We start from the raw sequence: 24,534 nt of genomic DNA on the forward strand, positions 1-24,534 counted from the left end.
TGATTAAATGACAGTAATTTACTATGCCTATCCTATCCATATGATCAGTATCGGGATTATTGAAGACAACTATTTCCAGCTCTGCAGCTACAAAGAATTTTTTGAGGACTTCCGGGAATGCAGGGTAGCGTTTGCCTGTCTGTCCATGGAAGCATTCCGGGTGCTGTCTTACCATGAAATGAATGTGGAGGTGATCCTGCTGGACCTTTCCCTGCCCGGGGAGTCCGGGATGGAGGGAATTACCCGGCTTCGCTGCATTTTCCCGGAAGCAAAGATCATTATCCTTTCCGCCCATCGTGAAAAGCAATATGTGGTAGACGCTATCAGGCAGGGCGCGCATGGCTATATTGTAAAGACCAGCCGGCTGGCGGATATTTACCAGGGCATACAGGATGCCATAAAGTACGGCGGCGCCTTATGCCCCAAGGTGGCTTACCAGTTGATCAGCCATGTGGGTGAAGACCCGCTGCAGGCCATCCGGTACAAGCTTACCGAACGGGAATACGAGTTGCTGACCCTGCTGAAGGAAGGCCATTCCTACAAAGTAATGGCAGAGCGCCTGCACCTGTCCGTTTTTACGATCAATCATCACCTGAAGAAGATCTACCAGAAGCTGAACGTATCCTCGAAATCGGAGCTGGTTTCCAGGATATGCCTGAATAACCTGGATTAGCCACTATATTAAGTAGGCGGCGCTGCAAGGCTATGCGGGGGAATCACTTGAATCAGTGGCGGCCGGCAGTGCGGTTTGATACCTGGAAAACAGATTTTCACATTATTATATCACAAGCAGTTTCAACCTTATTATACGAAGGGGGGGTATAAGAGATTCTAACCGGTAATTGACCAGGTTAGTGATCCATATCCATGAACAACGTATATGGCGCCGCACACTAAAAGTTGTGCTCCGTTCCCGGAGCATGCTACGGTTTTCACAAAGGCAGCGGCGCCATCTTTTCCTGCCTGCGTATGTGTGGGGAAACATTACAACCGGGCACAAGAAAAGGGCCGTCTTGCTTATAACAGGACGGCCCTTTCAATTCGTTCTGGCCTTTGAAAAACCCGGCGCAATAGAATAAATAACACCATTAATTAATAGCGACGATCGCGGCCGCCGCCACCATATCCACCGCCACCACGGTTTCCACCACCACTCCTGAAGTTATTATTCGGTTGTTTAGGTCTAGCTTCGTTTACCATTAATTGTTTGCCTTCAATCTCGCTGCCGTTTAAACTGTCCATAGCCTTTGATGCTTCGTCCTGGTTAGGCATTTCCACAAATCCAAAACCGCGGGAACGGCCGGTTTCGTGGTCTTTAATGATTTTAGCGGAGGTCACTTCCCCAAATTCGCTGAATATCTGGTGAAGGTCCTCATCGTTCAACCTATAGTGCAGGTTGGCTACGTAAATGTTCATGACTAAAGAGTTAAAATGAAAAATAATACTGAAGATAAAGAAATTACTTTGATAAAAGTGAGAACCGCGTAAACTATTTGTAAAAAGAAGCCCCGGGGGTATAGGTCATATACCCCGGATACTGCACAGGCGAAGGTTTTGCCCACTTTTTTTGAATATTTATTTAGATGATATGAGTGGTAACATGGGCTGCAGTTATCATCTTTTTTTTGTAAATTTAATATATAATCCATTAAATTTTATTACTATGGGTGTATTGAGTGAAACCTGGTTTGCAGACGGGTATATAGACTTTGAACAGAAGAAGTATACTTTACTGGCCTACCTGCAGGAAATCAACCGGTATTTCAATGAGAACAAGCTGTACCCCCAGTTGGCGGATGTGATCTTCCACTATAACAACCTGGTGGCTTTCCGGGAAAACAAGCAGCACCTGCAGCAGCATTTTCCCAAACGGCTCACCGCCCTGAATATGGAAAAGCTGCAATTGCTGTTTGAACAGATGATCGCGGATGACGAGCTGATGCTGGAGCTGGAAAGTATTATTCACTACGCCCTCAAAAAAATGGACCATACCATCAAGGAGGGTACGGAGATCTACGAGTTTGTAGAGGACAGCATTAACATAGCGCCGGTGGGCCTGATACCGCTGGATACGCAGGAAGGGTACCTGTTCCTCTCCGACGGCCGGCACCGGGATACGCTGGTGTATGAATACCGCCTCACCATTTTTGAACGGCATGATGAAAAGTACCGGGGCATTCACACCCACTATATCGATGCCTACCGGAAGGACCTCGTGCATTCCGCCGAGCACATCAAGACCATCCTGATCCGCCAGCGCAAGAAGCTACCCAATCCCGCAGTGTACCATATTGATACCAAACTGGCCTTTCCGCTGGACGAAACGCTGCTGCCGGTGGCAAAAAGGTGCCTGGTGAAGTATATTGCGAAGAACGCTGCCTGATGTGCGGATTATTGCAGCGCCGGCGCACTTCCTTCTTCAAACACCACTTCCAGCGTATGATCCTGTAAAAAGGGCTGGTAGTACTGGGTGATGATCTTCTTTATCTTGTCTTTTGACTGCTGCTGGTATACCGCATTGGATTCCAGTTGAACGCGGGAGGTTTGATAGAGTTTCTTCTGCACGTCGGTATAGGTCTCATCATCCTGGAACAGCAGCCAGCCCTTGCGGTTGGAGGTTTCCATTTTATCCAGCTTCAGCTCGTAGCTGAGCAGGCGGGGGGCCGGCAGTCTTACCGTGATCTTTTTATCGGTAACGGTAAGCCGGAAATTCTTTTCATTGATGTCTACCCCGTATTTGGCCAGGTAGGGCACGGATACCCAGATGGTGTGCTCCAGGAACATTTTTTTCAGGTTGTCCGTCCAGTCGCCGCTGTTTTCCAGGTTGCTGCGCTTGATGCTGGCTACGCCTTGTACTTCCAGGCTGGCCAGTTCCGCTATCTCCTTTACTACCAGGCTGTTGCTGAGCACTTCCTGGCTAAGCGTTCTGCTGCCGAACTGTTTGCCCAGCCAAAACACGAGTAATATTACCAGGGCGAATACAAGTAAAGCGAAAAATCTCTTCATGCTTTAAGATACTTAAATAATTGTACGCTGCACACCTTATGCCCGTGTAAGCGCACTGATCAGGTCTTTGTGCTGCGGATAGAGGGATTGCAGCGTTTTGCGCTGCGCCAGCTCAAAGTCCTCAAAATCAAAGCCGGGCGCTACGGTGCAGCCTACCAGGGTAAAACCGGCTTCCCCGTCTATGCGGGCGGCAAACCAACTGCCGGCGGGGATCACTACCTGCAATTGCTCGCCTAGGTGGAGCTGCCGTCCCAGCCGGTGCACGGTCAGCCGGCCGGCCTGGTCTATTTCGTAAATGCTTAAGGGCACGCCGTCGTAGAAATGCCAGATCTCGTCGGCGGCTATGCGGTGAAAGGCGGAAAACTCGCCCTGTTCCAGTAAAAAGTAAATGCAGGTAGCGGCATGCCGGTTGCCTTTCATGCCGGGCGGCAGGGCGGATTTGTGCAGTATCCATGGGGAGCGGTAGTGCTCGCGGAAAGCGCCGCCTTCCACATGCGGCTGCAGTTGTAACTGTTCCCGCCAGTAGGCAGCAGTTCTATCAGTTGTCAGCGTGGTCATGTATTTTGGGTTTTTCGTATGAGGGAGTGGGCAACGTACCCCTTTGCCCGGTAGGAAGCACTGGACAGGAAGGAATGGATCACCGGTACCCGCATGATCTCCATAAGTCATGAAAATTGTTCCGGCAGCAAAATAGTAAAAAAGCTGCTTTACGCCACTGCTGCTCCTGCCGTTGCCTGGGCGGGCAGTTGCGCCACGGCTGCTGCTGCGGGCGCAAAGAAAGAGGGCATCTGCACAGCTTCTCCTGGCTGCCGGCGGCTGGCGTTTATCTGCTGCACCACCCGCATGGACCATTTAAAGCGCAGCATCTGTGCATACAGCTTGGGCGGCAACCCTACCACTTCCAGGAACATACGCTCCAGGGTAGGCCTGGATAGCCGGAACCGGGCTGCCAGGTGGCCGATGTTCACCTGCCCGTTCTGCTGCTGCAAGAAGTCCGCCACCTGTTCCACCTGCCTGCACTGGTATACCTTTTGCGCCATCCCGGTTTGCAGGGCCTGGTCCAGCAGGGCGGGCGCCTGGCCGGCGTTCACGGTACGCAGTTGCGCCGCCAGTTGCTGCCAGTGGCCGCCCGGCAGCTTGGCGAGGTTGCGGTAATAGTTGTTGATAGAGTGCATGTTAATGCCCAGCATGCGGTAGCCGCCATAAGCATTCAACTGCACGATCACGGCTTTTACCGGCCCTTTTACCTTTAGCTGGCTGGAGCAGGTAAAATGTCCTATCACGGAAGCTTCGGGCAGGCTGAAGGCAGCATGCCGGCAGGGCTGGCAGTTTACTGCTCCTTCCAGGAGGAATACCATATACTGATCACCTAATGACAGGAGGCTTTGCGGTAAGGTAATCACCCCCGTTGTATCATCGTGCCAGTAGTAATAATGTTTTACATACGGATGCAAGTTGGCTGCAGGACGATAGATATGGAAACTCATAGGATAAACTGTTGGCTATGTAAACATAGTGAAAATATTTAATAATTCCATCCCCAATTTATCCCTTTTTCCGTGGCGGGCACCCCGTGCAACAACCATTGGGGCGCGGGGGCGCCTTTCAGGAAATGGTCAAAGAACTGTTGCTCACGCCTTTGCACATCTTTCCGGTTCTGGCGTTGCACCAGGTTATGCGCTTCGTTGTTGTAATTGAGCAGCCAAACCGGTTTGCCCAGGCGGCGCAGGCCGGTGAACAACTCTATGCCCTGGTACCAGGGCACGGCCCCGTCCGCATCATTGTGCATGATGGCCAGGGGAGTGGTTACATTGGGCAGGTGGAAAAGGGGAGAGTTTTCTATATACAGCTCCGGTTTTTCCCACAAGGTGCCGCCAATACGGCTTTGGGTATGCTCGTACTGGAACTGCCGGTTCATGCCGCTTTCCCAGCGGATGCCGCCGTAGGCGCTGGTCATGTTCGCCACCGGGGCGCCGGCCCAGGCGGCCTTGAACAGCGAGGTTTGCGTGACCAGGAAGGCCACCTGGTACCCGCCCCAGCTCTGCCCCTGTATGCCGATGTTGGTGCTGTCTACCCAGGCATGCTGCGCCAGCGCACGGGCGCCGCTCACAATGTAATTATAGGCGCTCCGGCCCGGGTGCCCTGCTTCATAAATAATATCCGGTGCAAACACGAGGTATCCCCGGCTTACGAAAAAAGGGATATTCAGCCGGGAGGGCGTAGGGGCGGGCGGCTGGTAATGATACAGCAAGTCCGTCAGCTTCTCGTAGAAGTAAATGATCATGGGGTAGCGTTTCGTACTGTCAAAATCCTCCGGTTTATAGAGAATGCCTTCTGCGGGCTGGCCGTTATAGGCAGTCCATTTGAACAGGGAGGCGGTGCCCCAGTTATATTGTTGCTGCTGCGGGTTAATGTGGCTCAACTGCTCCGCTTTTGCAAAGGACGGGCGTTTGCCGCCGGCCAGCGCGGTGTAGATATCCGGCGGCAGTTGGAAATTGCTTTTGGCAAAAATATACCGGTCCGCATTTTTGGCCTTTTCCGGCAGGCGGTAGGCATATGGTCCCATGGCCAGTTGTAGCAGGGCGGCATTACCGGCCCTGAGCAGGTAAAAGCCATTGTACTTGCTGGTTTCGTTGTAGGCGCTAAGCAGCAGGTCCTGGTCTTTTTTGAAGAAATGCTCGTCCTTGTCCAGCTTTTCATAGCGGAAGCGGGTCTTTTCCTGCCGGCCCTGCCCGCCGGTGAGATTTACGGGGGTGGCTGCGCCGGCAGGGTCTACCTGCCAGATGTCGTAGCGGTCATAGAGGTATACATACCGGTCGCCTTCCAGCCAGCCTGCCATCCCGTAGGGCCCGGGTGTATCCGGGTGGTCGTCGTCCTCTTCATACATGGTTGCGGGAATAGCGGTAGTGATGTTACGGATAGCGCCGCCGTCCACCTGGTAAGTGAACCAGTGTCCAGCCGTCCTGTCAAACCAGAGCAGGTAACGGCCTTTGGGCGAAATATAGAAACGGCCGTCCACCATTTCCTTTACCAGGCGGCGGGCGCCATTGGTGACATTTACCAGCCAGGCGGTTTTCAGGGTGCGGCCGGTCCATTGCATGGGAATGCGCTGGTCCTTGTCCGTATAGCCGAGGGCGTAGTTGCTGTCGCCTTCGTCCGTTGTGGCCAGGTCTTCCAGCGACTGGTCGGCCAGTTGCACCACTTTCCCATTATCAGGGTAGTACACAGCGGTGTAGCTTTTCTGCAGGTCCTTGCGCCGGTTCTTCAACTGCATGGGCTGCAGGTAATCATCCTGGTAGTGCCAGATATCCACTTTGGCCACTTCAAAGTCCACGATGGTGGTATCTTTTGGCGGCCGTACAGGGGCGGCGCCAAAGAATAGCCGCTGGCCGTTTTTACTGAAGCTAAGGGCGCTGCTGTCCGCTACTCCCCATTGAGCAGGCAGGCCGGCGGTGTGCTTGTCCACGGCTATGCGCCCGCTGTCCTGCCCCGGGCGGTAGTAGTACAGGCAGTAAGTATGCTGCAGGGCTTTGGCGCTGTCGCGGGTGCTAAGCCAGGCGGCCTGTTGTCCGGTTTCGTCAAACGCAAAGGCGCTGCGCCGGCCCGCGCCCCTGCTGAGGGTATCTGCGCGGCAGGTGGCAATGTCCCATAGCAGCACGCCCGCGGTGGCCAGGCTGTCTTTCCCGGAGGGCGCTATTGCTGCCAGCAGCTTGTTACCTGCCTTGCTGAACGTATATTCCAGCACATGATCAATGGTATCCTCCCGGCCGGCGGGCAGGTTGCGGATTACCAGGGGCGTACCGCCGGTGCTGTCTTTGCTGCCCTCCGGCTTTTCCAGCAGGTAGGCCAGCACGCCGCTGCCTTTTTCCGGTGTTTTAAATGATTTTACGCGCGGGGTTTTCCAAACCTGCCATTGCTCCAGGGATACAATGCCCAGGGAGTCTTTTGGCATGGCGGCGGATTTCTTCTTTTTGATCTTTGCCTGCCGCACTTCGCTGTAAAGCGGGTCAATGTTGAATACGACATAGCGGGAGTCCTCCGTGATCACGGCGCTGCTGCCGCGCGGCACTTCCAGGCTGCGCCGGTTTTTGGTGTTGTATATCACCAGGCGGGCATCACCCTGCTGGGGATTGATAGTATATACGATCCACTGGCCGTTATTGCTTACTGCTTTGCTGTTAATACTTTCCCAGCCGTCGTACACGCTGTGGTCCAGCGGAGGTTTCGCAGGGGACTGCGCATAGGTAACAAGGGACAGGCCGGAACAAGCCGCCCACAACAGTATATTGCGTATCATGATTGCTAAAATAGGAGAAAAGATGAAAGGGCGGAAGGGAAAAAGGAAGAGTGGCGGGAGGGGGAGAATATCAAATGTAAAATGATAAATGTAAAATGCAAAAGTGGAAGGAAATTCCCTTTCTTGCATTTTACATTTATCATTTAATATTTATCATTTTACATTCCTCACCACTTTACCAACCCGGGTTCTGCCCCAGCACGCCTTCCGGGTACAGGGCTATTTGCCCCGTTGGAATAGGCGCCAGGTAATGTTTCGGGTCCAGGAAGATTCTTTTGGTGCCGGCCTGGTAAGGCGTAATATAGCCATCCGGGTTCCGCAGCACCGTGCCGTTATCCGGCACTTTGGCGCCCAGCATAATCTCCGGGTTCTTTTCCGTATCCATATAGGTACCTTTTTTCCAGCGCAGGATGTCCCAGTAACGGAAGCCGTCCATCATCAGCTCCACCCTTCTTTCCCGGCGTATTTCCCATACCAGGGAGCTTACATCCGCATCTTTTGCCGGGTCGGTATAGGGTACGCCGTTCACGGCTACGCCCTGGGCGCCGCTTAGCTGCAGGTGCGGCAGGCCCGCCCGGTTGCGCAGCAGGTTAATGGATCTATCCAGGTCTGCCTGGGAAATGGCATAGGTGCCCAACTGGTCCAGCTCAGCGCAGGCTTCCGCATAGTTCAGCAATACTTCGGCCAGCCAGAAGAGGGGGCCATCCGTATCATTGTAAGGCGAGCGCTCGTCTGCCACTTCCGGCTGCAGGAACTTGGAAGGCCGGTAGCCCGTGCTGGAGCTTAAGCCATTCACCAGCGATCCGTTGTAGCAGAGGAAAGTATCGATGGTGATCAGCAGGCGCTTGTCGCGGTTGGCCCGTACATTGGTAATGTTGTCATCGCCCATGTAGCGGGCAGACAGGCCGATGGGCAGGCCGTCGTCGCAGAGATAGGCTTCCACGGCCGATTTGGTGAGGCCGCGCATCTGGGTGGTGGCGGTGGTGTACCCGATCACGGAGTGGGTGAGGATACCGGGCACGTACCTTTTATACAGCAGCACTTCTTTGGCAGCGGGGCCGCCGCTGAGGTCCAGGGAATTGTATATGGCCTGGTAATCATCGGATAATGCATAGCCGGCGGTCAGCAATGCTTCCGCGGCGCTCCTGGCTTCCTGCAGGAATTTGTCTGCACCGCTCAGCCCCAGTTCCGTATGGTACTTGCGGTAGGTGCCTTCGTGCAGGCATATACGTGATTTAAGCGCCAGCGCTACCTCGCTGTTCACGGTATTGGCCACATTATCCTTTGTGCGCATGTGCTCCACCGCGAAATTGATATCGGCCAGTACACTGTCCATCACCAGCGCGCGGGGATCGCGGGGCTTGTAGATCAGGTCCGTTTCAGCAATGTCCAGGGAGCGGCCTATCCAGGGCACGTCCCCGTAGTTCCGCACCAGCTCAAAATACCGGAGCGCACGGAAGAAGCGGGCCACGCCTTTCCAGTGGTCTTTGGCTTCATCGCTCATGGGCACCCGGTCTATACGTTCCAGCATAATATTGGCCTTGCGGATGTAGGTCCAGCTCCATTCATTGGATGAGGCCGGGGCTGATACGGCGTAGTTGGCAAAGCTGGGCGCCGCTTGGTCGTCCGAGAAGGAGGTAAAGTAAAAATCCCCGAAGCCGGAGCCGTTGCCATAGCCGGTGAACATGTCGTAAAAACCCCAGCTATAGGTCCTCACCTTGTCTTCAGAGGTCCAGAAATCGTTGTCGTCAAACTGGTCGGGCAACCCCTTGTCTATGAACTTGCTGCAGCCTGCCAGCATGAACAGCAGCAGGGCCGGGCATATATATCGTATGATCGTTTGCATGGGTCAAATGTTTTTAAGGTTATTAAAAGATCACCTGCAGGCCAAAGGAATAGGTGCGCTGGAAAGGGAAGGTGCGGCCTATGAAGCCCAGCTCACCGTCGGTGATCTCGGGGTCCAAAGGAATACCTACGTTGGAAATAATATCCGCCAGGTTCTGCCCGCTCACGTACACGCGCAGCTTCTGCAGGTGCATGCTTTTCAGCAGGTGGTCCGGCAGGCTGTAACCGAGGGTCACGTTCTTCAGGCGCAGGTAGGCCAGGTTCAGCAGGTATTTGGACTGCGGGTAAAAGTTGTTGCCGCCATTAGCCAGGCCGGCTATCCTGCCACTGGCATTGCCGGAATAGGGGCGGGGGTATTTGGCGCCGGTGTTGGTGGGCGTCCAGTAATCCAGTTGGTGATCGTACATAATGTCCGCGCCTCGGTACAGGGGCAGGGCTACATCGCCAATGCCCCAGAAATCGCGTTTGCCCACGCCCTGGAAGAAAATGTCCAGGTCCAGGTGCTTCCAGCTACCGCCTATACGAAAACCGTACTGGTAACGGGGCTGGTTGTTGCCGATCACTTTCAGGTCGCCATGATCGGTAGCGGTCAATTTGCCTGCATTGATCACGCTGTCGCCGTTCAGGTCTTTGTACTTGATATCGCCGGGGCCATATACAAAGTTGCCACTGGCCAGGGCCGTCTGGTCCGGTATCTCTCCCTTGTTTTCCATATCGTCCTGCTCCGTAAAATAGCGGTCCGTCTCAAAACCCCATATCTCGCCCCAGGTTTTGCCGGCGTAGTTTTGGGAGAGCAGCATGGAGGGATTGTCCCACTGGGTGATCACGGATTTGCTGTCGGCCAGGGTGAATACACCGTAGATAGCCAGGTCCTTGTTGATGTTGTAGACACCGTCAATGCTGATTTCCCAGCCGCGGGTGCGCAGGGTGCCGTCGTTCACTCGGGGAGCATTGGCGCCAAAGGTAGCGCCTACGGCCTTGCTGGTGTGCATGCCCGTGGTGTTGCGCTCAAACCAGTCGAAGGTAACGCCCACGCGGTTGTTGAACAGGCTGATGTCCGTACCCAGGTTCAGCATCTTCACTCTTTCCCAGGTGAGGGACTCCGCTACGGCAATGGGGGCGCCGATGGCCGGCGCTCTCACGTTGTCCGGCGTTACCCAGTTGGCGGAAGTTACGGGCATGGAGGGAATGAAGTATTTCCCGCCTACGTCCTGGTTGCCCAGCGTACCATAGGAGGCGCGCAGTTTCCAGTCGCTTAAGGTGCGCCGGATGCCCTGCATAAAAGGCTCTTCGGTAACGCGGTAGCCTACGGAGCCGGAGGGGAAGAAGGCCCATTTGTCGCCGGCAGGAAAGGAGGAAGACCCATCGTAGCGGCCGTTCAGCTCCAGCAACCACTTGTCGCGGAAGGCATAGTTAAACCGGGTAAAGTAACCGGCATAGGCGTCGTTGCCATGGTAGCCGTCTACTGTCTGGGCGCCCACTGCCAGGGGCAGCTCGCCTTTTTCCGGGTCCAGCGGATTCTGCCTGTTGGCGGTAAAGCCGATGGATTCGTTTTCTTCCGCGTTCACACCTGCCATGAACTTGATCTTGTGCTTCCCGGGAAAGGTGTTCTCATAAGTAGCATAGGCATTCAGGGTGTTCACCTTGTAGCGCCCGGTGCCGTATTCCACTTCGTTCTGCGAAGCGGTGGCAATGTTCCTGACCTGCGGTGCGCCGGAAGCCCAGAAGTCCCAGGCGCTGATAGGGCCGCCTACTTCGTGCCGTATGTTGTTGTCCCGGCCAATGGTATAATCCGCCCGGATGTTGATATGCTTGTTCACCTTGATGGTAGCGCCCAGGTCTACCCGCTGGTAGTTGTCCGTCAGGCTGGAGGTGCGGGCTTGTGACAGGTAGGCCGGCACATGGCGGAAATAAGTGCCTTCGCGGGTGCCGTAGGGGAAATAGGCTCCCCAGCGCCACATATAGTAAAAGTAGCTTTGGTACTGGTAAGGATATTCGTATTTGAATTGCCGGTACAGCATGCGTCCCCGTACGTCCAGCCATTTGGTAACGGTGGCGTCCACGCCGGCCACGATGTTATACTTCTTTACATTGTCCGGGTTCATTTTCATTTCCCCACCCTGGTCGCTGTAGCCGGCGGAGAGGTAGTAGCCTACTTTTTCGCTGCCGCCCATTACTTTCAGGTCGTGTATCTGCTGGGGCGTCCATTTCCGCAGCATTTTGTCCTTTACATCCCACACGCGGTAAAAGTACATACGGCCGTCCTGCATCTCGAAATCTTCGCCTTCCACCATTTCGTCGCTGGTGCGGTTGCCGGCATACTTTTGCTGCCAGTTGGCAATGCCGTCGCGGAGCTTGAGCAGTTGCATACCGAATATTTCCGGGGAGGAAATGCCGGAGCGCTGTGCGCCTTCATAGATGCCGGTCAGCTCCTTCACCGGGTCGGCAAAGTCGGGCAGCGTGGTGTAGGTGCTCCAGGAGAAGTTGTTGGAATAGCTCACGGTGGTCTTCATATTCCGCAAACCGGATTTTGTTTTGATCAGCACCACGCCAAAGGCGGCGCGGGCGCCATAGATGGAGGCGGAGGCGGCATCCTTCAGCACGGATATGCTTTCGATGTCGCTGGGGTTGATGATGGAGAGATCGCTGGTCTCCACGTTGTCTACCAGTATCAGGGGACGGCTGGCGCCGTTGACGGAGCCGATGCCCCTGATGTTGATGCCCGGCGCGGTGGTAAGCCCGCCGTTTCCGTAGGTGATGGTAAGGCCCGGCACCACGCCCTGCAGGGCTTTGCTGGGATCGGTGAGCGGCCTGCTTACCATGGTTTTGCTTACATCTACCGTGTTAACGGCGCCGGTAAGGTTTGCTTTCCTTTGTGTGCCATAGCCTACGGCCACGTACTCATCCAGGGAGCGCCCGTCCGTTTCCAGTTGCACGGCATAGCTCTTTTCACCGGTCAGCACAATGGTCTGTGTTTTGTAACCGATAAAGGATACCTGTAATGATTGGGCGCCCTCGGGCACCTGCAGGGAGAATTCCCCTTTTTCATTGGTAACGGTGCCATGCGTTTTATCCGCTGCAATGGTGGCGCCGATAACGGGTTGATGGGTGGTCTTGTCAAAAACGGTTCCGCTGACCCGCTGCCCCCAGGCAAAGGAGCTGAGCCCGCATAGTAACGCGAGCAGGAATAGGATTTTGCGTGTGTACATACATGTTAGATTTTGGTAAGTGATACATGATATGAAATGTGAAGTGAGAAGTATGATGTAGGATATAGGATATATGCAGCAGGAAATAGAAGGAAGATAGCAGGAGTTTCATCATACTTCCTACTTCTTACTTCATAAATGCTACATTATATACAGGTATAGCTACATAGTACAGTTACGTATAGGTTCAATACTCTCTACCTGTGAAAGTAACAAATGTTTGCGAAAAAATATAGTTTATGGTTGCACCGGCTGCCGGCTTACGCGCATCATTTGCAGCACTACCGACAGCAGTATGCAAAACAGCCCGGCATAGAAGGAAAGGTGCAGGTATTTGTTTTCCTGGAAGAGGAGAAAGGCCAGCAGTATGCTGTATACCGGCTCCAGGTTGAAGCAGAGGTTCACCGTAAAAGCGGATATCTTTTTTAAGGCGTTCAGGTTAAGCGCATACAGCCAGACGGTGCAGGCCCAGGCCAGCGCCAGCAGGTAAGCGGCATCGCTGAGAGAGGGCAGCAGCGATGCTGCGGGAAATGCGCGCAGGTAAAAAGGCAGGATGAGCGTGATGCTCAAGGTGCCCACTACCAGCTCGTAAAAGCCCAGGGTATAGGTGTCAAAACGCAGTATTAACCTTTTGTTAAATACCGTGAACAGGGCGGCGAACATGGCGGAGATAATGCCCAGGATAATACCGGTGCGGTACTGCGTGTCAAAATGAAAGATGAGCAGGATGCCCAGGAGGGTGAGCAGGCTTAGCAGCATATCCACTCCGTCAAACCGCCGGCGGTTGATCAGCGGGTCAAAGATGGCGGTGAACAGGCTGGTGAGTGAAAAGCAGACCACGCCGATGGATACGTTGGCATATTTGATGCTGCCGTAAAAGAAGATCCAGTGCAGCCCGATGATAGCGCCGTTGGACCCGATGATCAGCACATCGCGCAGGGGGAGCTTTTTGAGCAGGCCGCGCCAGCGGAACAACAGGTATACGGTAATGGCGGAGATCAGGAGGCGGTACCAGGTGAGCAGCCCTTCATTCATGGAGATCAGCTTTCCCAGTATGCCGGTAAAGCCGGCCAGGAAAACGGAGAGATGGAGCTGTATGAATGCCTTTTTCATGTTGTCACTTACGACTGCCGGCTGCTGACCCTTCTTTCATAGCGCCGGAAAAGGCTTTGCCATTGTATTTTCAGCACGCCCAGGATGCCTTCCTTTATAATGCCCTTGCTCATTTTGGAATAGCCTTCTCTCCGGTCGCGGAAGGTGATGGATACTTCCTTTATCCTGAAGCCCAGTTTCCAGGCGGTGAACTTCATTTCTATCTGGAAAGCATATCCTACAAACTGGATGGCATCCAGGTTAATGGCTTCCAGCACGGCGCGCTTGTAGCATACAAAACCGGCGGTAGCATCCTTTACGGGCATCCAGGTAACAAAGCGCACATACACGGATGCGCCGTAGGACAGTATAGCCCGGTCCCAGGGCCAGTTCTCGGTGCGCCCGCCCCTGACATAACGGGAGCCTACGGCCACATCGCCGCCGCCGGTGGCGCAGGCGTCGTACAGCCGTACCAGGTCTTTGGGATTGTGGGAGAAATCCGCGTCCATTTCAAAGATGTAGGCATAGCCTTGTGCCAGGGCCCATTTAAAGCCGTGGATATAGGCGGTGCCCAGTCCCTGCTTGCCGCTCCTTTCTTCCAGGAACAACTCGCCCGGATGCTGTTCCTGCAGTTGCTTTACGATGGTGCCCGTACCATCCGGCGACCCGTCGTCTACAATGAGCACATGAAAATCATGCTGCAAGGAAAATACAGCGTCAATGATCTTCCGGATATTATCCTTCTCATTGTACGTGGGTATAATGACAAGCTTTTCCAATCAGCGAAACATGGTTTTGGACTGCGAAAATAGTGTAATCAGGCCGCAAGATAGGACGTTCCTTAAAAATATTACATTTTTTTTAACATCATACTGTGATAAATTTCTGTCAGTTTCTGCTTGGTGTTCAGCGGGAAGTCCGCCTTCATCATCCAGTCATAATACTGCGGCTCCACCTTCAGCACATCGCGCACGGGGCGGCCTTTGTACTTGCCGAAGTTGAACACTTCCACACCGCTTTGCATCACCATGCGGCGGGCAAAATCAATGTATTCGTCTTCCCGCGTAAATTCCGCCAGTCCGTCCACGTCCGCTTTCAGCGCCTCATACCGGTTCAACTGGGCCTCCAGTATCTCGTAAGTGGCCAGGGCATCGGCCTCTGCGCTATGGGCGTTTTCGAGCTGCTTGTCGCAATAGAATTTGTAAGCCGCTGCGAGCGTACGTTTTTCCATGAGGTGGAAGATCTTCTGTACATCGATGAACTTGCGGTGGGACACGTCGAACTCCAGCCCGGCGCGGAGAAATTCTTCTACCAGCATAGGGATGTCGAAGCGGTTGGAGTTGTAGCCGGCAATGTCGCAGTTGTCCAGGAACTGGCGCATCTCGTTAGCCATCTGTTTAAAGGTCTGGCAGTCCTTCACATGGTCGTCCGTAATGCCGTGTATGGCAGTAGAGGCAGGAGGGATAGGCATTTCAGGGTTAACACGTTTTACCTTTGACTGGGTGGACCTGTCGGGAAATACCTTTACGATGGCAATTTCAATGATACGGTCTGTGGCCACGTTAGTGCCGGTAGTTTCCAGGTCGATAACAGCCAGGGGCCTTTTAAGTTGTAAAGTAGACATGAGTGCAATTTTTCAAATTCCAAAAAGGGAAATTCCAAATTCCAGCATCCAAATCCCAAAGTTGGCACATGTTGCCTGAGCTATTGGCAGGCTGCAATTTACGCGTGACTTATCCGCCGGTTTGGAGTTTGGGATTTGGGTTTTGGAATTTTATGACAAGTATTTTTTTAACGAATTTACATCCAATCCTTCATAGTCGCCAGAGGTCATCATCAGCAGGTTCGTGTTGCTGTAGTCCTGTGCGTCCAGGAAATTTTCCAGTTGTGCGCGGTTGTTGAACACCTGCAGGTCTTCCCGGCCAAAGCCTGTTTTTACCTGTTCCGGCTGCAGGTCCGGCATGCGCTTTATTTCCAGCGCGTGGCGGCTGTAAAACACCCCAGCTACGTCTGCCCCGGCCATAGCGCCCTGGTACTGGCTCATGAAGCCGGCATTGAGGCTGCTGTAGGTATGCAGCTCCAGCACGGCTATGAGCCTGCGCCCGGGATACTGGTGCTGCAGGGCCTGTATGGTAGCCTTTACCTTGGAGGGCGCATGGGCAAAGTCACGGTAGATAGCGCAATGCGCATTGCGGCCCACCAACTCCAGCCTGCGGGCGGCGCCTTTAAAGCTGGCAATGGCCTGCAGGAAAGCTTCATCATCAATGCCCAGCTCGTTGCACACCAGTTTGGCGGCGTGCATGTTCAGCAGGTTATGCTCCCCGAACACCTGCAGATCGGCATAGCCTTCATCGAAGAACACGCGGGTAATGCCTTCCCGGATCATGTGGATAGGCAGGTTGTAGGGCACCAGTTTCAGGTGGCGGCCTGCTGCGTTCACCAGGTGGTTCAGGGCTTCATCCGCGCTGTTGTAGATGAGCGTGTGGCCCGCCTCCATCTGCCGGATAAAAATGGCAAACTGCTCCAGGTAAATGTCGTAGGTGGGGAACACGTTGATGTGATCCCAGGCAATACCGCTGATAACGGCAATATGCGGATGCAGGAAATGGAACTTGGGACGTTTTTCTATCACGGAGGCGGGGTATTCATCGCCCTCGCACACGATCAGCGGCGCGTCCGTAATGTTGACAGACTGCTCAAAACCTTCGAGGCGTGCGCCTACCAGGTAGTCAAACGGTTGCTGCCGCGCTTTGAGCACGTGCATGATCATGGCGGTGATGGTGGTTTTGCCATGACTGCCGCCTACCACTACCCGGTTTTTCTGTCGGCTTTCCTGGTAAATATATTCCGGGAAGGAATAAATGGGAAGGCCCAGCTCCTGTGCGCGCAGCAGCTCCGGGTTGTCTGCCCGGGCGTGCATGCCCAGGATCACCGCATCCAGGCCGGGCGTAATGCGTGCGGCATCCCAGCCCATGGCGGCCGGCAGGATGCCTGCCTTTGCCAGGTTGCCGAGGGCGGGCTCAAATATTTCATCGTCACTGCCGGTTACCCGGTACCCTTTACGGTGCAATGCAATGGCCAACTGGTGCATCACACTACCCCCGATCGCAATAAAATGGACGTTCATCATTTGTCAGGAGGAGATCACAAGGTGTTATCTTGTTGTTTTCTTTAATATATTTTTTATATTTGCAAAGTAACGTTACAAAGGACGATTAAAAAAGCGTTTATAAGAATCCCTATGAATTTTCGTTTAATATCTAAACTTCCAGTCATGACATCTCGTGCTAAATTATTGGGCGTTGCCGGCCTTGTTTGTATCTTTGCGGTTTTATTTACATCGTGTGCAACGCATTCGAAGCTGGGATGCCCGATGAAGATCACGAAATCGGCCCCTGCTGAAAAAAGCAAGGATTGTTAAATGAACTGGATCACGCTGGACAGCGAATCTCAATTAGATCAGATCAAAACTACCTCGGCCACGCAGCCGGTAGTGATATTCAAGCACAGCACCCGCTGTGCTATCAGCGCTATGGTAAAGTCCCGGCTGGAACGTGCCGGGGCGCCGCAGGGAATGGATTTCTATTACCTGGACCTGATACGCCACCGTTCCCTTTCCAACAGGATAGCTGATGATTACGCGGTGGAGCATGAATCGCCGCAGGTGCTGCTGATCCGCAACGGGCAATGCGTTTATGACGAAAGCCATAGCGGGATCAGCATGGAGGAGCTGGCCAGGATGTGCTGATGCGCACATTACTGCACGGCTTTTATTACTTTACCGCCAAGGGGGGAGACTGAAGGGCCAAAATAGCACTGTAGTGCGCCCGTTTCATCTACCAGGTATTTACTGAAGTTCCATTCCGGTGGCTGCTCATTCCAGCCATTGGCGGCGGCATCCGTTAACCAGCGGAAAACGGGATTTTGCTGCGGCCCTTTTACCACGCTGCTTTTGGCGGCCAGCATAAAGCGCACCCCGAAATTCACCTGGCAGAACCGGGCAATCTCCTCATCCGTACCTTTTTCCTGTTCCTTAAAATCATTAGCCGGAAAACCGATGATCACCAGTTCCGGGAACCGGTCCTGCAATTGCTGCAGCTCCGCGTACTGGGCGGTATAGCCGCAATCGGAAGCGGTGTTCACCAGCAACAGCTTCCTGCCGGCAAACCTGTCCAGCGGTATGGTATCGCCGGTGTTGCTTACAACATGCAGCGAAGCAAGCGGCACCGGGGGCCTGGCGCCTTTGTCATTCCGCAGTATCTTGCTGTTGGTTCCCAGCAGGCGGGTAGCCTTCATTAACAGCGGGTAAATTTTCATGAGGAAAGATTGTCGGCCTGTCATGCCTCAAATTTCCTAGTTTTGTGCCATATATACAAAAGCATGAAGCATCGTATAGTAGTAGCTGTTACCGGCGCCAGCGGCTCCATTTATGCCCGCCAGTTGCTGGGCAAGCTGCAGGCGGCGGCCGCGCAGATCGATACCGTAGCCGTGGTAATGACGGAGAATGCCAAAACCGTGTGGGAAACGGAACTGGGCAGCAGGGACTACGACCAGTTGCCTTTCCGCTTTTATACGCAGCAGGATTTCCATGCGCCTTTTGCCAGTGGCTCCGGGCAGTTCGGCACCGTGATCATCTGCCCCTGCTCCATGGGTACGCTGGGCCGTATTGCTACCGGTGTTTCCAACGACCTGATCACCCGCGCGGCGGATGTGGTGCTGAAGGAGCGCCGTAAGCTGATATGCGTGGTGCGGGAAACGCCCTACAACCTGGTGCACCTGCGCAACATGCTGACGGTTACGGAAGCCGGCGGCATTATTTGCCCGGCTACGCCTTCGTTCTACAGCCAGCCGGCTACGCTGGAAGCAGTGGCGGCCACCGTTACAGACCGGGTGCTGGACCTGGCGGGGATTGAGCAGGAAACGTACAGGTGGGGGCATTCTAATTAACAATGAATAGGTAATAATTAATAATATGCGTTACACAGGCGCTTTATTGAAACAGCAGTGTTGCGGATATTATTAATTATTCATTCTTAATTATTAATTACATAAATGCATATTGTCATTATCAACGGGCCTAATTTAAACCTGCTGGGCAAGCGGGAGCCGGGCATTTACGGCAGCGAGTCTTTCGAAACCTATTTTGCCACGCTGCAGGCGCAGTACCCTGCGGTAACGTTCAGCTATTTCCAGAGCAACGTAGAAGGGGAGATCATCAACTACCTGCACCAGGAGGGGTTTACGGCCGACGGCATCCTGCTGAATGCAGGCGGCTATACCCATACTTCCGTGGCTATACGGGATGCCATTGCTGCTATTAAAGCGCCGGTGATAGAAGTGCATATCAGTAACGTATACGCGCGGGAAGAGTTCCGCCATACCTCGCTGATAGCGCCCAAGTGCGTGGGGAGCATCTGTGGCCTGGGAATGAAGGGGTATGAGCTGGGCGTGAAGTATTTTTTGAAATAGTACTGCACACCGCGTATTATTTTTTTGCTTTGGAGAAATTCAGCGGTGTATCTATAATTTTTTCGCCCAGGGCTTTTTGAATGGCGGAGATGGTGGACAGCGTAAAGTTGTGGGTGCCGCGCATCCATTTGCTGATCTCCGATTCCCGTTTACCCATCAGGTTGGCAAGATCGCGTTGCGTCATCCCTTTTCGTTGCAGGATGGCGGAGATCTGGTCAATGATGTCAAAGTTCAATGACACCCTTTCCCGGACATCCTGGGGAATATCATGAATGGCCTGTTCAAATAATTTAGTCATAACAGTCTCCGATTTCAAAATTCAGGTCGCCGGTCAGGATACCGTCTTTTTCTGACAAGGTCCTTTCCCAGACCCTTTTGTTTATATTTTTCATTAAGGCGTTCATCAGTTCAAAATGGGGCCGGCAATCCGGGCTGTTTTCAGGAAGGCGGGAAGTCTTAACGCCTCCATTACACAATATCACGATCCGGCCGGAGTAGCGGCCGCAATACAAACGTAAATTACCTGATTTGTAAGGTGGTGGCAGCGCTTCACCATAGCGCTCCCCACGAAAATAATCTACGTTCGCGCCCCTGTTTCTCCCCATTTCATTGATCACGGCCATGATCATATTAAAATCCTGCCCGTACAGGGCGTGATCCTTAAAACGAGTAATGAACTTTTCGGTTTCCGTTAATTGCGCTCCCCTGAACTGGAAGGAGTAGTAAGTGACCCTGGGCATTTGTTGCTGGATCACCAATCTACCTTTATAACACTTCACTTTTAAGTTAAGTTCGAAGTTAAACAATAATTTTCTGAACCGCAAAGAAAAATTATTATTAACTGGCAGGGAGTTAATTACATATTAATGTGCAGCAAGAGGTTGGGAGATGTGCAAATGAAAACAGGTATAAAAGCAGCATGTGCAGATGCCGGTATTCGTTCCAGGCCATCTGCACATCCTTATATCAGTATCAGTATTATCTACGCTTCCACTTTCTCTTCCTTGAACGCTTCCCGGGGCTTCAGGCCCAGCAGCTCAAACATCATGTGATCCTGCTCAAAGGAAGGATTATCCGTAGTCAGCAGTTTTTCCCCGGTAAAAATGGAGTTGGCGCCCGCCATAAAGCACAGGGCCTGTTCCGACATGGACATTTCCGCACGTCCGGCGCTGAGGCGTACCATAGCGCCCGGCATCAGGATGCGGGTAGTGGCGATCATGCGCACCATGTCCCAGAACTCCACTTTGGGCATATGCTCCAGCGGGGTGCCTTTTACGCGGGTGAGGGCATTAATGGGCACGGATTCCGGGTGCGTGGGCAGGTTGCTGAGGGTGTGCAGCATCTTGATGCGGTCCTCGTGTGTTTCGCCCAGCCCTATGATACCGCCGCAGCATACGCTCACGCCTGCCTTGCGCACGTTATCCAGCGTTTGGAGGCGGTCGTCGTAGGTACGGGTGGTAATGATCTCGCTATAATATTCATCGGAAGTGTCCAGGTTGTGGTTGTAGGCATACAGCCCGGCATCGGCCAGCTTTTTGGCCTGTTCTTCGGTGAGCATGCCCAGGGTGCAGCATACTTCCATGCCCAGCTCGTTTACGCCTTTTACCATGTCCAGCACGCGGTCAAAATCGCGGTTGTCGCGCACTTCGCGCCAGGCAGCGCCCATACAGAAGCGGGTGGAGCCGGCATCGCGGGCCTGGCGGGCATATTGCAGCACATCTTCCTTCTTCATCAGGCCATGCACATTGATATCGGTATGGTAACGGGCAGCCTGGGGACAGTAAGCGCAATCTTCCGTGCAGCCGCCGGTTTTGATGGAAAGCAGCGTACAAACCTGTACCTCCGCCGTATCCTGGTATTGCCGGTGCAGGGTGGCTGCACGGTATACCAGCTCCAGCAGCGGCGTGTTGTAAATGTCTTTTATCTCTTCAATGGTCCAGTCATGACGGATCTGCACATCTTGCATAATTGTAAAATTTAATAGGAGCAAACCTACACAAAAAAAGCAAAAGGTAAAAAGTAAAAAGAAAAAGCCGGTTTACAGATATTGGAAATTTGTTTTAGGTGTAATGGCCAGCAACGTATGGTATATGAGCTGAATGGTATGCTCTATATCCGATTTCTTGACCATTTCCACGGTGGTGTGCATGTAGCGCAGCGGAAGGCTGATCAGAGCGGAAGGCGTGCCGCCGTTGGTATAGGCAAAAGCGTCCGTATCCGTACCGGTGCTGCGGCTTACCGCATGCCGCTGGAAGGGGATGTCGTTCTTCCTGGCGGTTTTAATGACCAGGTCGCGGAGAATGTTATGCACCGCCGGGCCGTAGGTAATGCTGGGCCCGTTGCCGCAGCGCACTTCCCCTTCAATATTCTTGTTGATCATGGGCGTGGTGGAGTCGTGCGTAACGTCCGTGATAATGGCCACGTTGGCATTAATGCGCTTGGCCACCATCTCGGCCCCGCGCAGGCCTACTTCCTCCTGTACGGCATTCACAATGTACAGCCCGAAAGGCAGGGACTGTTTGTGCTCTTTCAGCAGGCGGGCCACCTCGGCTATCATAAAGCCGCCGATGCGGTTATCAATGGCGCGGCAGATGAAGTAATCATAGTTCAGCTCTTCAAAGCCATCTTCAAAGGTGATCACGCAGCCTACGTGAATGCCCAGGTCCTCCACTTCTTTCTTGGAGCGGGCGCCGCAGTCCAGGAAAATGTTGTCCACTTTCGGCTGCGGTTCCTTGCCGTCTGATCCGCGGTTGCGGGTATGGATGGCGGGCCAGCCGAACACGGCTTTTACAATGCCTTTTTCCGTATGGATGTTCACCCGCTTGGAAGGCGCTATCTGCTGGTCGGAGCCGCCGTTGCGGATCACGTATATCAGGCCTTCGGGCGAAATGTAGTTCACAAACCAGGAGATCTCGTCGGCATGCGCCTCTATCACCACCTTGAACGGCGCGTCCGGGTTAATGATACCCACCACGGAGCCGTAAGGATCTACAAAATGTTTGTCAATATAAGGTTGCAGGTATTGCAGCCACAGCTTCTGTCCTTCCTTCTCAAAGCCGGTAGGGGAGGCATTGTTCAGGTAATTCTTCAGGAAGGCCAGCGATTCTTTGCTCAATATGGATTTTTGTTTCTTGGACATGATCTGCATTGTTGTATTAGAGGGCAAAAATAAGGAAAGATCATTAGCTATCAGCCAGGAGATACAGCACCAGGTGCAGCAGGGCGGACAGCATCATCAACCCGTCCAGCACAAAATAGTACATATAGTCGGAACGGTTACGCCGGGCTTTTTCCGTGAGCAGCCAGGTCACGGCCACTGGGGCCAGCAGCGTGGCGATAACGGCGGGCGTGACAACAGGCCACAGCAGCAGTGCCCCCAGGGCAGACAACACCAGGGAAAGGTAGTAGACCCTGAATAATTGCTTTTCCGGCAGGAAGGTGATCAGGCTGCGGATGCCCTGCTGCTTGTCCGCTTCCACATCCCGGAAATCAAACAGGATGCAGATGGCATAGATCAGGAAAAAGCGGTGCAGGGCAAAGGATACGGTGCTCCAGTTTACCAGCTCGTCGGAGATCAGCACGGGCAGCAGGGTGGTCACATACATCCATACAAAAGTGAGGAACAGGGTTTTTCCTACCGCTATTTTACGCAGCCATACAAATGCCCTTTGCGGTAGCTTGGGCGCGGAGTAGAGGAAAGTAAGCACAGCCGCGCCGCTCAGCGGCAGCCAGTGCGCCCGCAGCAGCCACCCGTAATACACGGCGCCCAGCCCGCCTGCTGCGCAAAGCCCCAGTTGCAGCGCTTTGTGCCGGGCGCCCCATTGTATGCGCTCCGAGGTGGAGTATTCCGCCGGCGTCAGGTACCAGTGAAAGTTATAGCTGCAAATGGTGGAACAGCACACAAAGGCAAAATAGATATAAGAATGCGCAGATGCCCGGATGTGCGGGTAGGTGGAAGCATAGCCGTATTGTAAACCCAGCAGCACATCCGTTTGCCACACCATCAGCACTGCGCACAGGGCGATATAGAGCGAACTGAAGATGAAAAACCTGAATATCAAAGCGGTATATTTCCGTGTTTTTTCCTGGGCATGTGCACTACCTTGTTCTCCAGCATTTTAAAGCCTTTCATCAGTTTGATGCGGGCCTGGTCCGGGATGATCACCTCGTCTATATAGCCTTTCTCCGCGGCCAGGTAGGGATTGGCGAACCGCTCTGTGTACTCCGCCACCAGCTCGTTCATACGCGCTTCGGGATCGGCGGCGGCTTCTATTTCCCTTTTGAAGATGATCTCTACCGCACCTTTGGGCCCCATCACGGCAATTTCCGCCTGGGGAAAAGCATAGTTCAGGTCCGCGCCGATGTGCTTGGAGTTCATAACGCAGTAAGCGCCCCCGTAAGCTTTGCGGGTGGTGACCGTTATCCTGGGCACGGTGGCTTCGCTCAGCGCGTACAGCAGCTTGGCGCCGTTGGTGATAATGGCGTTCCATTCCTGGTCGGTGCCCGGCAAAAAGCCCGGTACATCCACCAGCACCAGCAGGGGAATATTAAAGGCATCGCAGAAGCGGGTAAAGCGGGCGCCTTTTACGGAGGCATGTATGTCCAGCACGCCTGCCAGGTGGGCCGGCTGGTTGGCAACAATGCCAATGCTGCGGCCACCAATCAGGGCAAAGCCCACAATAATGTTCTCCGCAAAATCGCGGTGCACTTCAAAAAAGCTGTCCGTATCCGTCAACTGGGCGATCACTTCCTTCATATCGTAGGGCTGGTTGGGATGCTCCGGTATGATATTGTTCAGGGCCAGGCGGGTTTCATCCGTCTTTTCGTAGGGATATACCGGTGCGTCTTCCTCGCAGTTCTGTGGTATGTAGGTGAGCAGGCGTTTGATATATTGTATGCACTCCACTTCATTGCTGCAGGCAAAGTGCGTCACGCCGCTTTTGGTAGCATGTGTTTGCGCCCCGCCCAGCTCTTCGGCCGTTACTTCTTCATGGGTTACGGTCTTTACTACGTTAGGTCCGGTCACGAACATGTAGGAGGTTTGCTCTACCATCAGGATAAAGTCCGTAATGGCGGGCGAGTATACGGCGCCGCCGGCACAGGGGCCCATTACGGCGGATATCTGCGGGATCACGCCGGAGGCGCGGGTGTTGCGGTAAAAGATATCTGCATAGCCGCCCAGGCTTACCACGCCTTCCTGGATGCGGGCGCCCCCGCTGTCATTCAATCCTATTACCGGTGCGCCATTTTCCATGGCCAGGTCCATGATCTTGCAGATCTTGCGGGCATGCGGCTCGGAGAGGCTGCCGCCGTATACCGTGAAATCCTGGGAGAACACGTATACCAGCCGGCCGTGAATGGTGCCATAGCCGGTTACCACCCCGTCACCCAGGAACTGCTCCTGGTCCGCAGTGAGGCCCCGGTTGCGGTTGGCCACCAGCATGTCCAGTTCTTCAAAAGAGCCTTCATCCAGCAGCAGTTGCAATCTTTCCCGCGCGGTGAGCTTGCCTTTCTTGTGCTGGGATGCAATGCGGGTCTCACCGCCACCCAGGACGGCTTCCGCCATTTTGGTCTGAAGTTGTGCGATCTTGTCCATGTGCGTTAATAAGGGGGTAA

23 protein-coding genes are annotated in these 24,534 nt (G+C 53.7%); 5 read left to right on the forward strand and 18 right to left on the reverse strand.

All coding sequences use genetic code 11. The annotated features are described in order from the left end of the window. Positions 1–7: 7 nt before the first annotated feature. Complete coding sequence (locus tag LX66_RS13695) at positions 8–673, forward strand: response regulator transcription factor (protein ID WP_145714402.1); 666 nt, start codon at positions 8–10, stop codon at positions 671–673. Positions 674–1,092: 419 nt separating this feature from the next. Here LX66_RS13695 and LX66_RS13700 read toward each other — a convergent pair whose 3' ends face one another. Beyond that, complete coding sequence (locus tag LX66_RS13700) at positions 1,093–1,416, reverse strand: RNA recognition motif domain-containing protein (protein ID WP_145714405.1); 324 nt, start codon at positions 1,414–1,416, stop codon at positions 1,093–1,095. A gap of 247 nt (positions 1,417–1,663) precedes the next feature. Here LX66_RS13700 and LX66_RS13705 point away from each other — a divergent pair, with 247 nt between their 5' ends. Next, positions 1,664–2,383 (forward strand): HAD family hydrolase, encoded by a 720-nt coding sequence (locus LX66_RS13705; protein ID WP_145714408.1) that lies wholly within the window; start codon positions 1,664–1,666, stop codon positions 2,381–2,383. Between the two features lie 8 nt (positions 2,384–2,391). Here the strand turns inward: LX66_RS13705 and LX66_RS13710 are convergent, their stop codons facing one another. The 10 genes from LX66_RS13710 to LX66_RS13755 form a co-directional block, all read right to left on the reverse strand. After that, complete coding sequence (locus LX66_RS13710; RefSeq protein WP_145714410.1) at positions 2,392–3,006, reverse strand: DUF4230 domain-containing protein; 615 nt, start codon at positions 3,004–3,006, stop codon at positions 2,392–2,394. Between the two features lie 36 nt (positions 3,007–3,042). Next, a complete protein-coding gene (locus LX66_RS13715) occupies positions 3,043–3,564 on the reverse strand; it encodes a cupin domain-containing protein (RefSeq protein ID WP_145714412.1) in 522 nt (173 codons plus the stop codon). 149 nt (positions 3,565–3,713) lie between these two features. Beyond that, entirely contained in the window at positions 3,714–4,493 is a 780-nt protein-coding gene (locus LX66_RS13720; RefSeq protein ID WP_145714413.1) for an AraC family transcriptional regulator, read from the reverse strand. A gap of 38 nt (positions 4,494–4,531) precedes the next feature. Continuing rightward, the gene (locus LX66_RS13725) at positions 4,532–7,303 is read right to left on the reverse strand and encodes a S9 family peptidase (RefSeq protein ID WP_170232378.1); all 2,772 of its coding nucleotides are present in this window, start codon (positions 7,301–7,303) and stop codon (positions 4,532–4,534) included. 175 nt (positions 7,304–7,478) lie between these two features. Beyond that, positions 7,479–9,149, reverse strand: coding sequence for a RagB/SusD family nutrient uptake outer membrane protein (locus LX66_RS13730; protein ID WP_145714415.1), 1,671 nt, complete (start codon positions 9,147–9,149; stop codon positions 7,479–7,481). 22 nt (positions 9,150–9,171) lie between these two features. Next, a complete protein-coding gene (locus tag LX66_RS13735; RefSeq protein WP_145714417.1) occupies positions 9,172–12,357 on the reverse strand; it encodes a SusC/RagA family TonB-linked outer membrane protein in 3,186 nt (1,061 codons plus the stop codon). Between the two features lie 237 nt (positions 12,358–12,594). Then, positions 12,595–13,470: a DMT family transporter gene (locus LX66_RS13740; protein ID WP_145714419.1), complete on the reverse strand. Its 876-nt coding sequence runs from the start codon at positions 13,468–13,470 to the stop codon at positions 12,595–12,597. Between the two features lie 8 nt (positions 13,471–13,478). Further along, positions 13,479–14,228: a polyprenol monophosphomannose synthase gene (locus LX66_RS13745; protein WP_145714421.1), complete on the reverse strand. Its 750-nt coding sequence runs from the start codon at positions 14,226–14,228 to the stop codon at positions 13,479–13,481. Between the two features lie 71 nt (positions 14,229–14,299). After that, positions 14,300–15,073, reverse strand: a complete 774-nt coding sequence (locus LX66_RS13750) for a 3'-5' exonuclease (RefSeq protein ID WP_145714423.1) — start codon at positions 15,071–15,073, stop codon at positions 14,300–14,302. 150 nt (positions 15,074–15,223) lie between these two features. Then, positions 15,224–16,579, reverse strand: coding sequence for a UDP-N-acetylmuramate--L-alanine ligase (locus LX66_RS13755; protein ID WP_145714424.1), 1,356 nt, complete (start codon positions 16,577–16,579; stop codon positions 15,224–15,226). Between the two features lie 291 nt (positions 16,580–16,870). Here LX66_RS13755 and ytxJ point away from each other — a divergent pair, with 291 nt between their 5' ends. After that, the gene (gene ytxJ, locus LX66_RS13760; protein ID WP_145714426.1) at positions 16,871–17,197 is read left to right on the forward strand and encodes a bacillithiol system redox-active protein YtxJ; all 327 of its coding nucleotides are present in this window, start codon (positions 16,871–16,873) and stop codon (positions 17,195–17,197) included. Between the two features lie 8 nt (positions 17,198–17,205). Here the strand turns inward: ytxJ and LX66_RS13765 are convergent, their stop codons facing one another. Next, positions 17,206–17,766, reverse strand: coding sequence for a glutathione peroxidase (locus LX66_RS13765; RefSeq protein ID WP_244620396.1), 561 nt, complete (start codon positions 17,764–17,766; stop codon positions 17,206–17,208). Positions 17,767–17,829: 63 nt separating this feature from the next. Between LX66_RS13765 and LX66_RS13770 the strand changes: the two genes are divergently transcribed. Together LX66_RS13770 and aroQ are read left to right on the forward strand one after the other, a co-directional pair. Then, positions 17,830–18,396: a UbiX family flavin prenyltransferase gene (locus tag LX66_RS13770; RefSeq protein WP_145714429.1), complete on the forward strand. Its 567-nt coding sequence runs from the start codon at positions 17,830–17,832 to the stop codon at positions 18,394–18,396. 105 nt (positions 18,397–18,501) lie between these two features. Further along, positions 18,502–18,918 carry a type II 3-dehydroquinate dehydratase gene (gene aroQ, locus LX66_RS13775; RefSeq protein ID WP_145714431.1) on the forward strand — a complete coding sequence of 139 codons (417 nt, stop codon included), beginning with the start codon at positions 18,502–18,504 and terminating at the stop codon, positions 18,916–18,918. A 16-nt stretch (positions 18,919–18,934) separates the two neighbouring features. Here aroQ and LX66_RS13780 read toward each other — a convergent pair whose 3' ends face one another. The 6 genes from LX66_RS13780 to LX66_RS13805 form a co-directional block, all read right to left on the reverse strand. Next, positions 18,935–19,216, reverse strand: coding sequence for a helix-turn-helix domain-containing protein (locus LX66_RS13780; protein WP_145714433.1), 282 nt, complete (start codon positions 19,214–19,216; stop codon positions 18,935–18,937). Next, positions 19,209–19,673 (reverse strand): hypothetical protein, encoded by a 465-nt coding sequence (locus tag LX66_RS13785; RefSeq protein WP_145714435.1) that lies wholly within the window; start codon positions 19,671–19,673, stop codon positions 19,209–19,211. The genes LX66_RS13780 and LX66_RS13785 overlap by 8 nt, the downstream gene beginning before the upstream one ends. 227 nt (positions 19,674–19,900) lie before the next feature. Then, a complete protein-coding gene (gene bioB / locus LX66_RS13790) occupies positions 19,901–20,884 on the reverse strand; it encodes a biotin synthase BioB (RefSeq protein ID WP_145714437.1) in 984 nt (327 codons plus the stop codon). Positions 20,885–20,956: 72 nt separating this feature from the next. Continuing rightward, positions 20,957–22,057, reverse strand: coding sequence for a M42 family metallopeptidase (locus LX66_RS13795; protein WP_145714439.1), 1,101 nt, complete (start codon positions 22,055–22,057; stop codon positions 20,957–20,959). Between the two features lie 43 nt (positions 22,058–22,100). Beyond that, complete coding sequence (locus tag LX66_RS13800) at positions 22,101–22,979, reverse strand: UbiA prenyltransferase family protein (protein ID WP_145714441.1); 879 nt, start codon at positions 22,977–22,979, stop codon at positions 22,101–22,103. Further along, positions 22,976–24,514 carry an acyl-CoA carboxylase subunit beta gene (locus LX66_RS13805; RefSeq protein WP_145714443.1) on the reverse strand — a complete coding sequence of 513 codons (1,539 nt, stop codon included), beginning with the start codon at positions 24,512–24,514 and terminating at the stop codon, positions 22,976–22,978. Before LX66_RS13805 ends, LX66_RS13800 begins: the two co-directional genes overlap by 4 nt. Between the last annotated feature and the right edge of the window lie 20 nt (positions 24,515–24,534).

It is taken from the genome of Chitinophaga japonensis (genome assembly GCF_007830125.1).
GTDB classification, from domain to species: Bacteria; Bacteroidota; Bacteroidia; order Chitinophagales; family Chitinophagaceae; genus Chitinophaga; species Chitinophaga japonensis.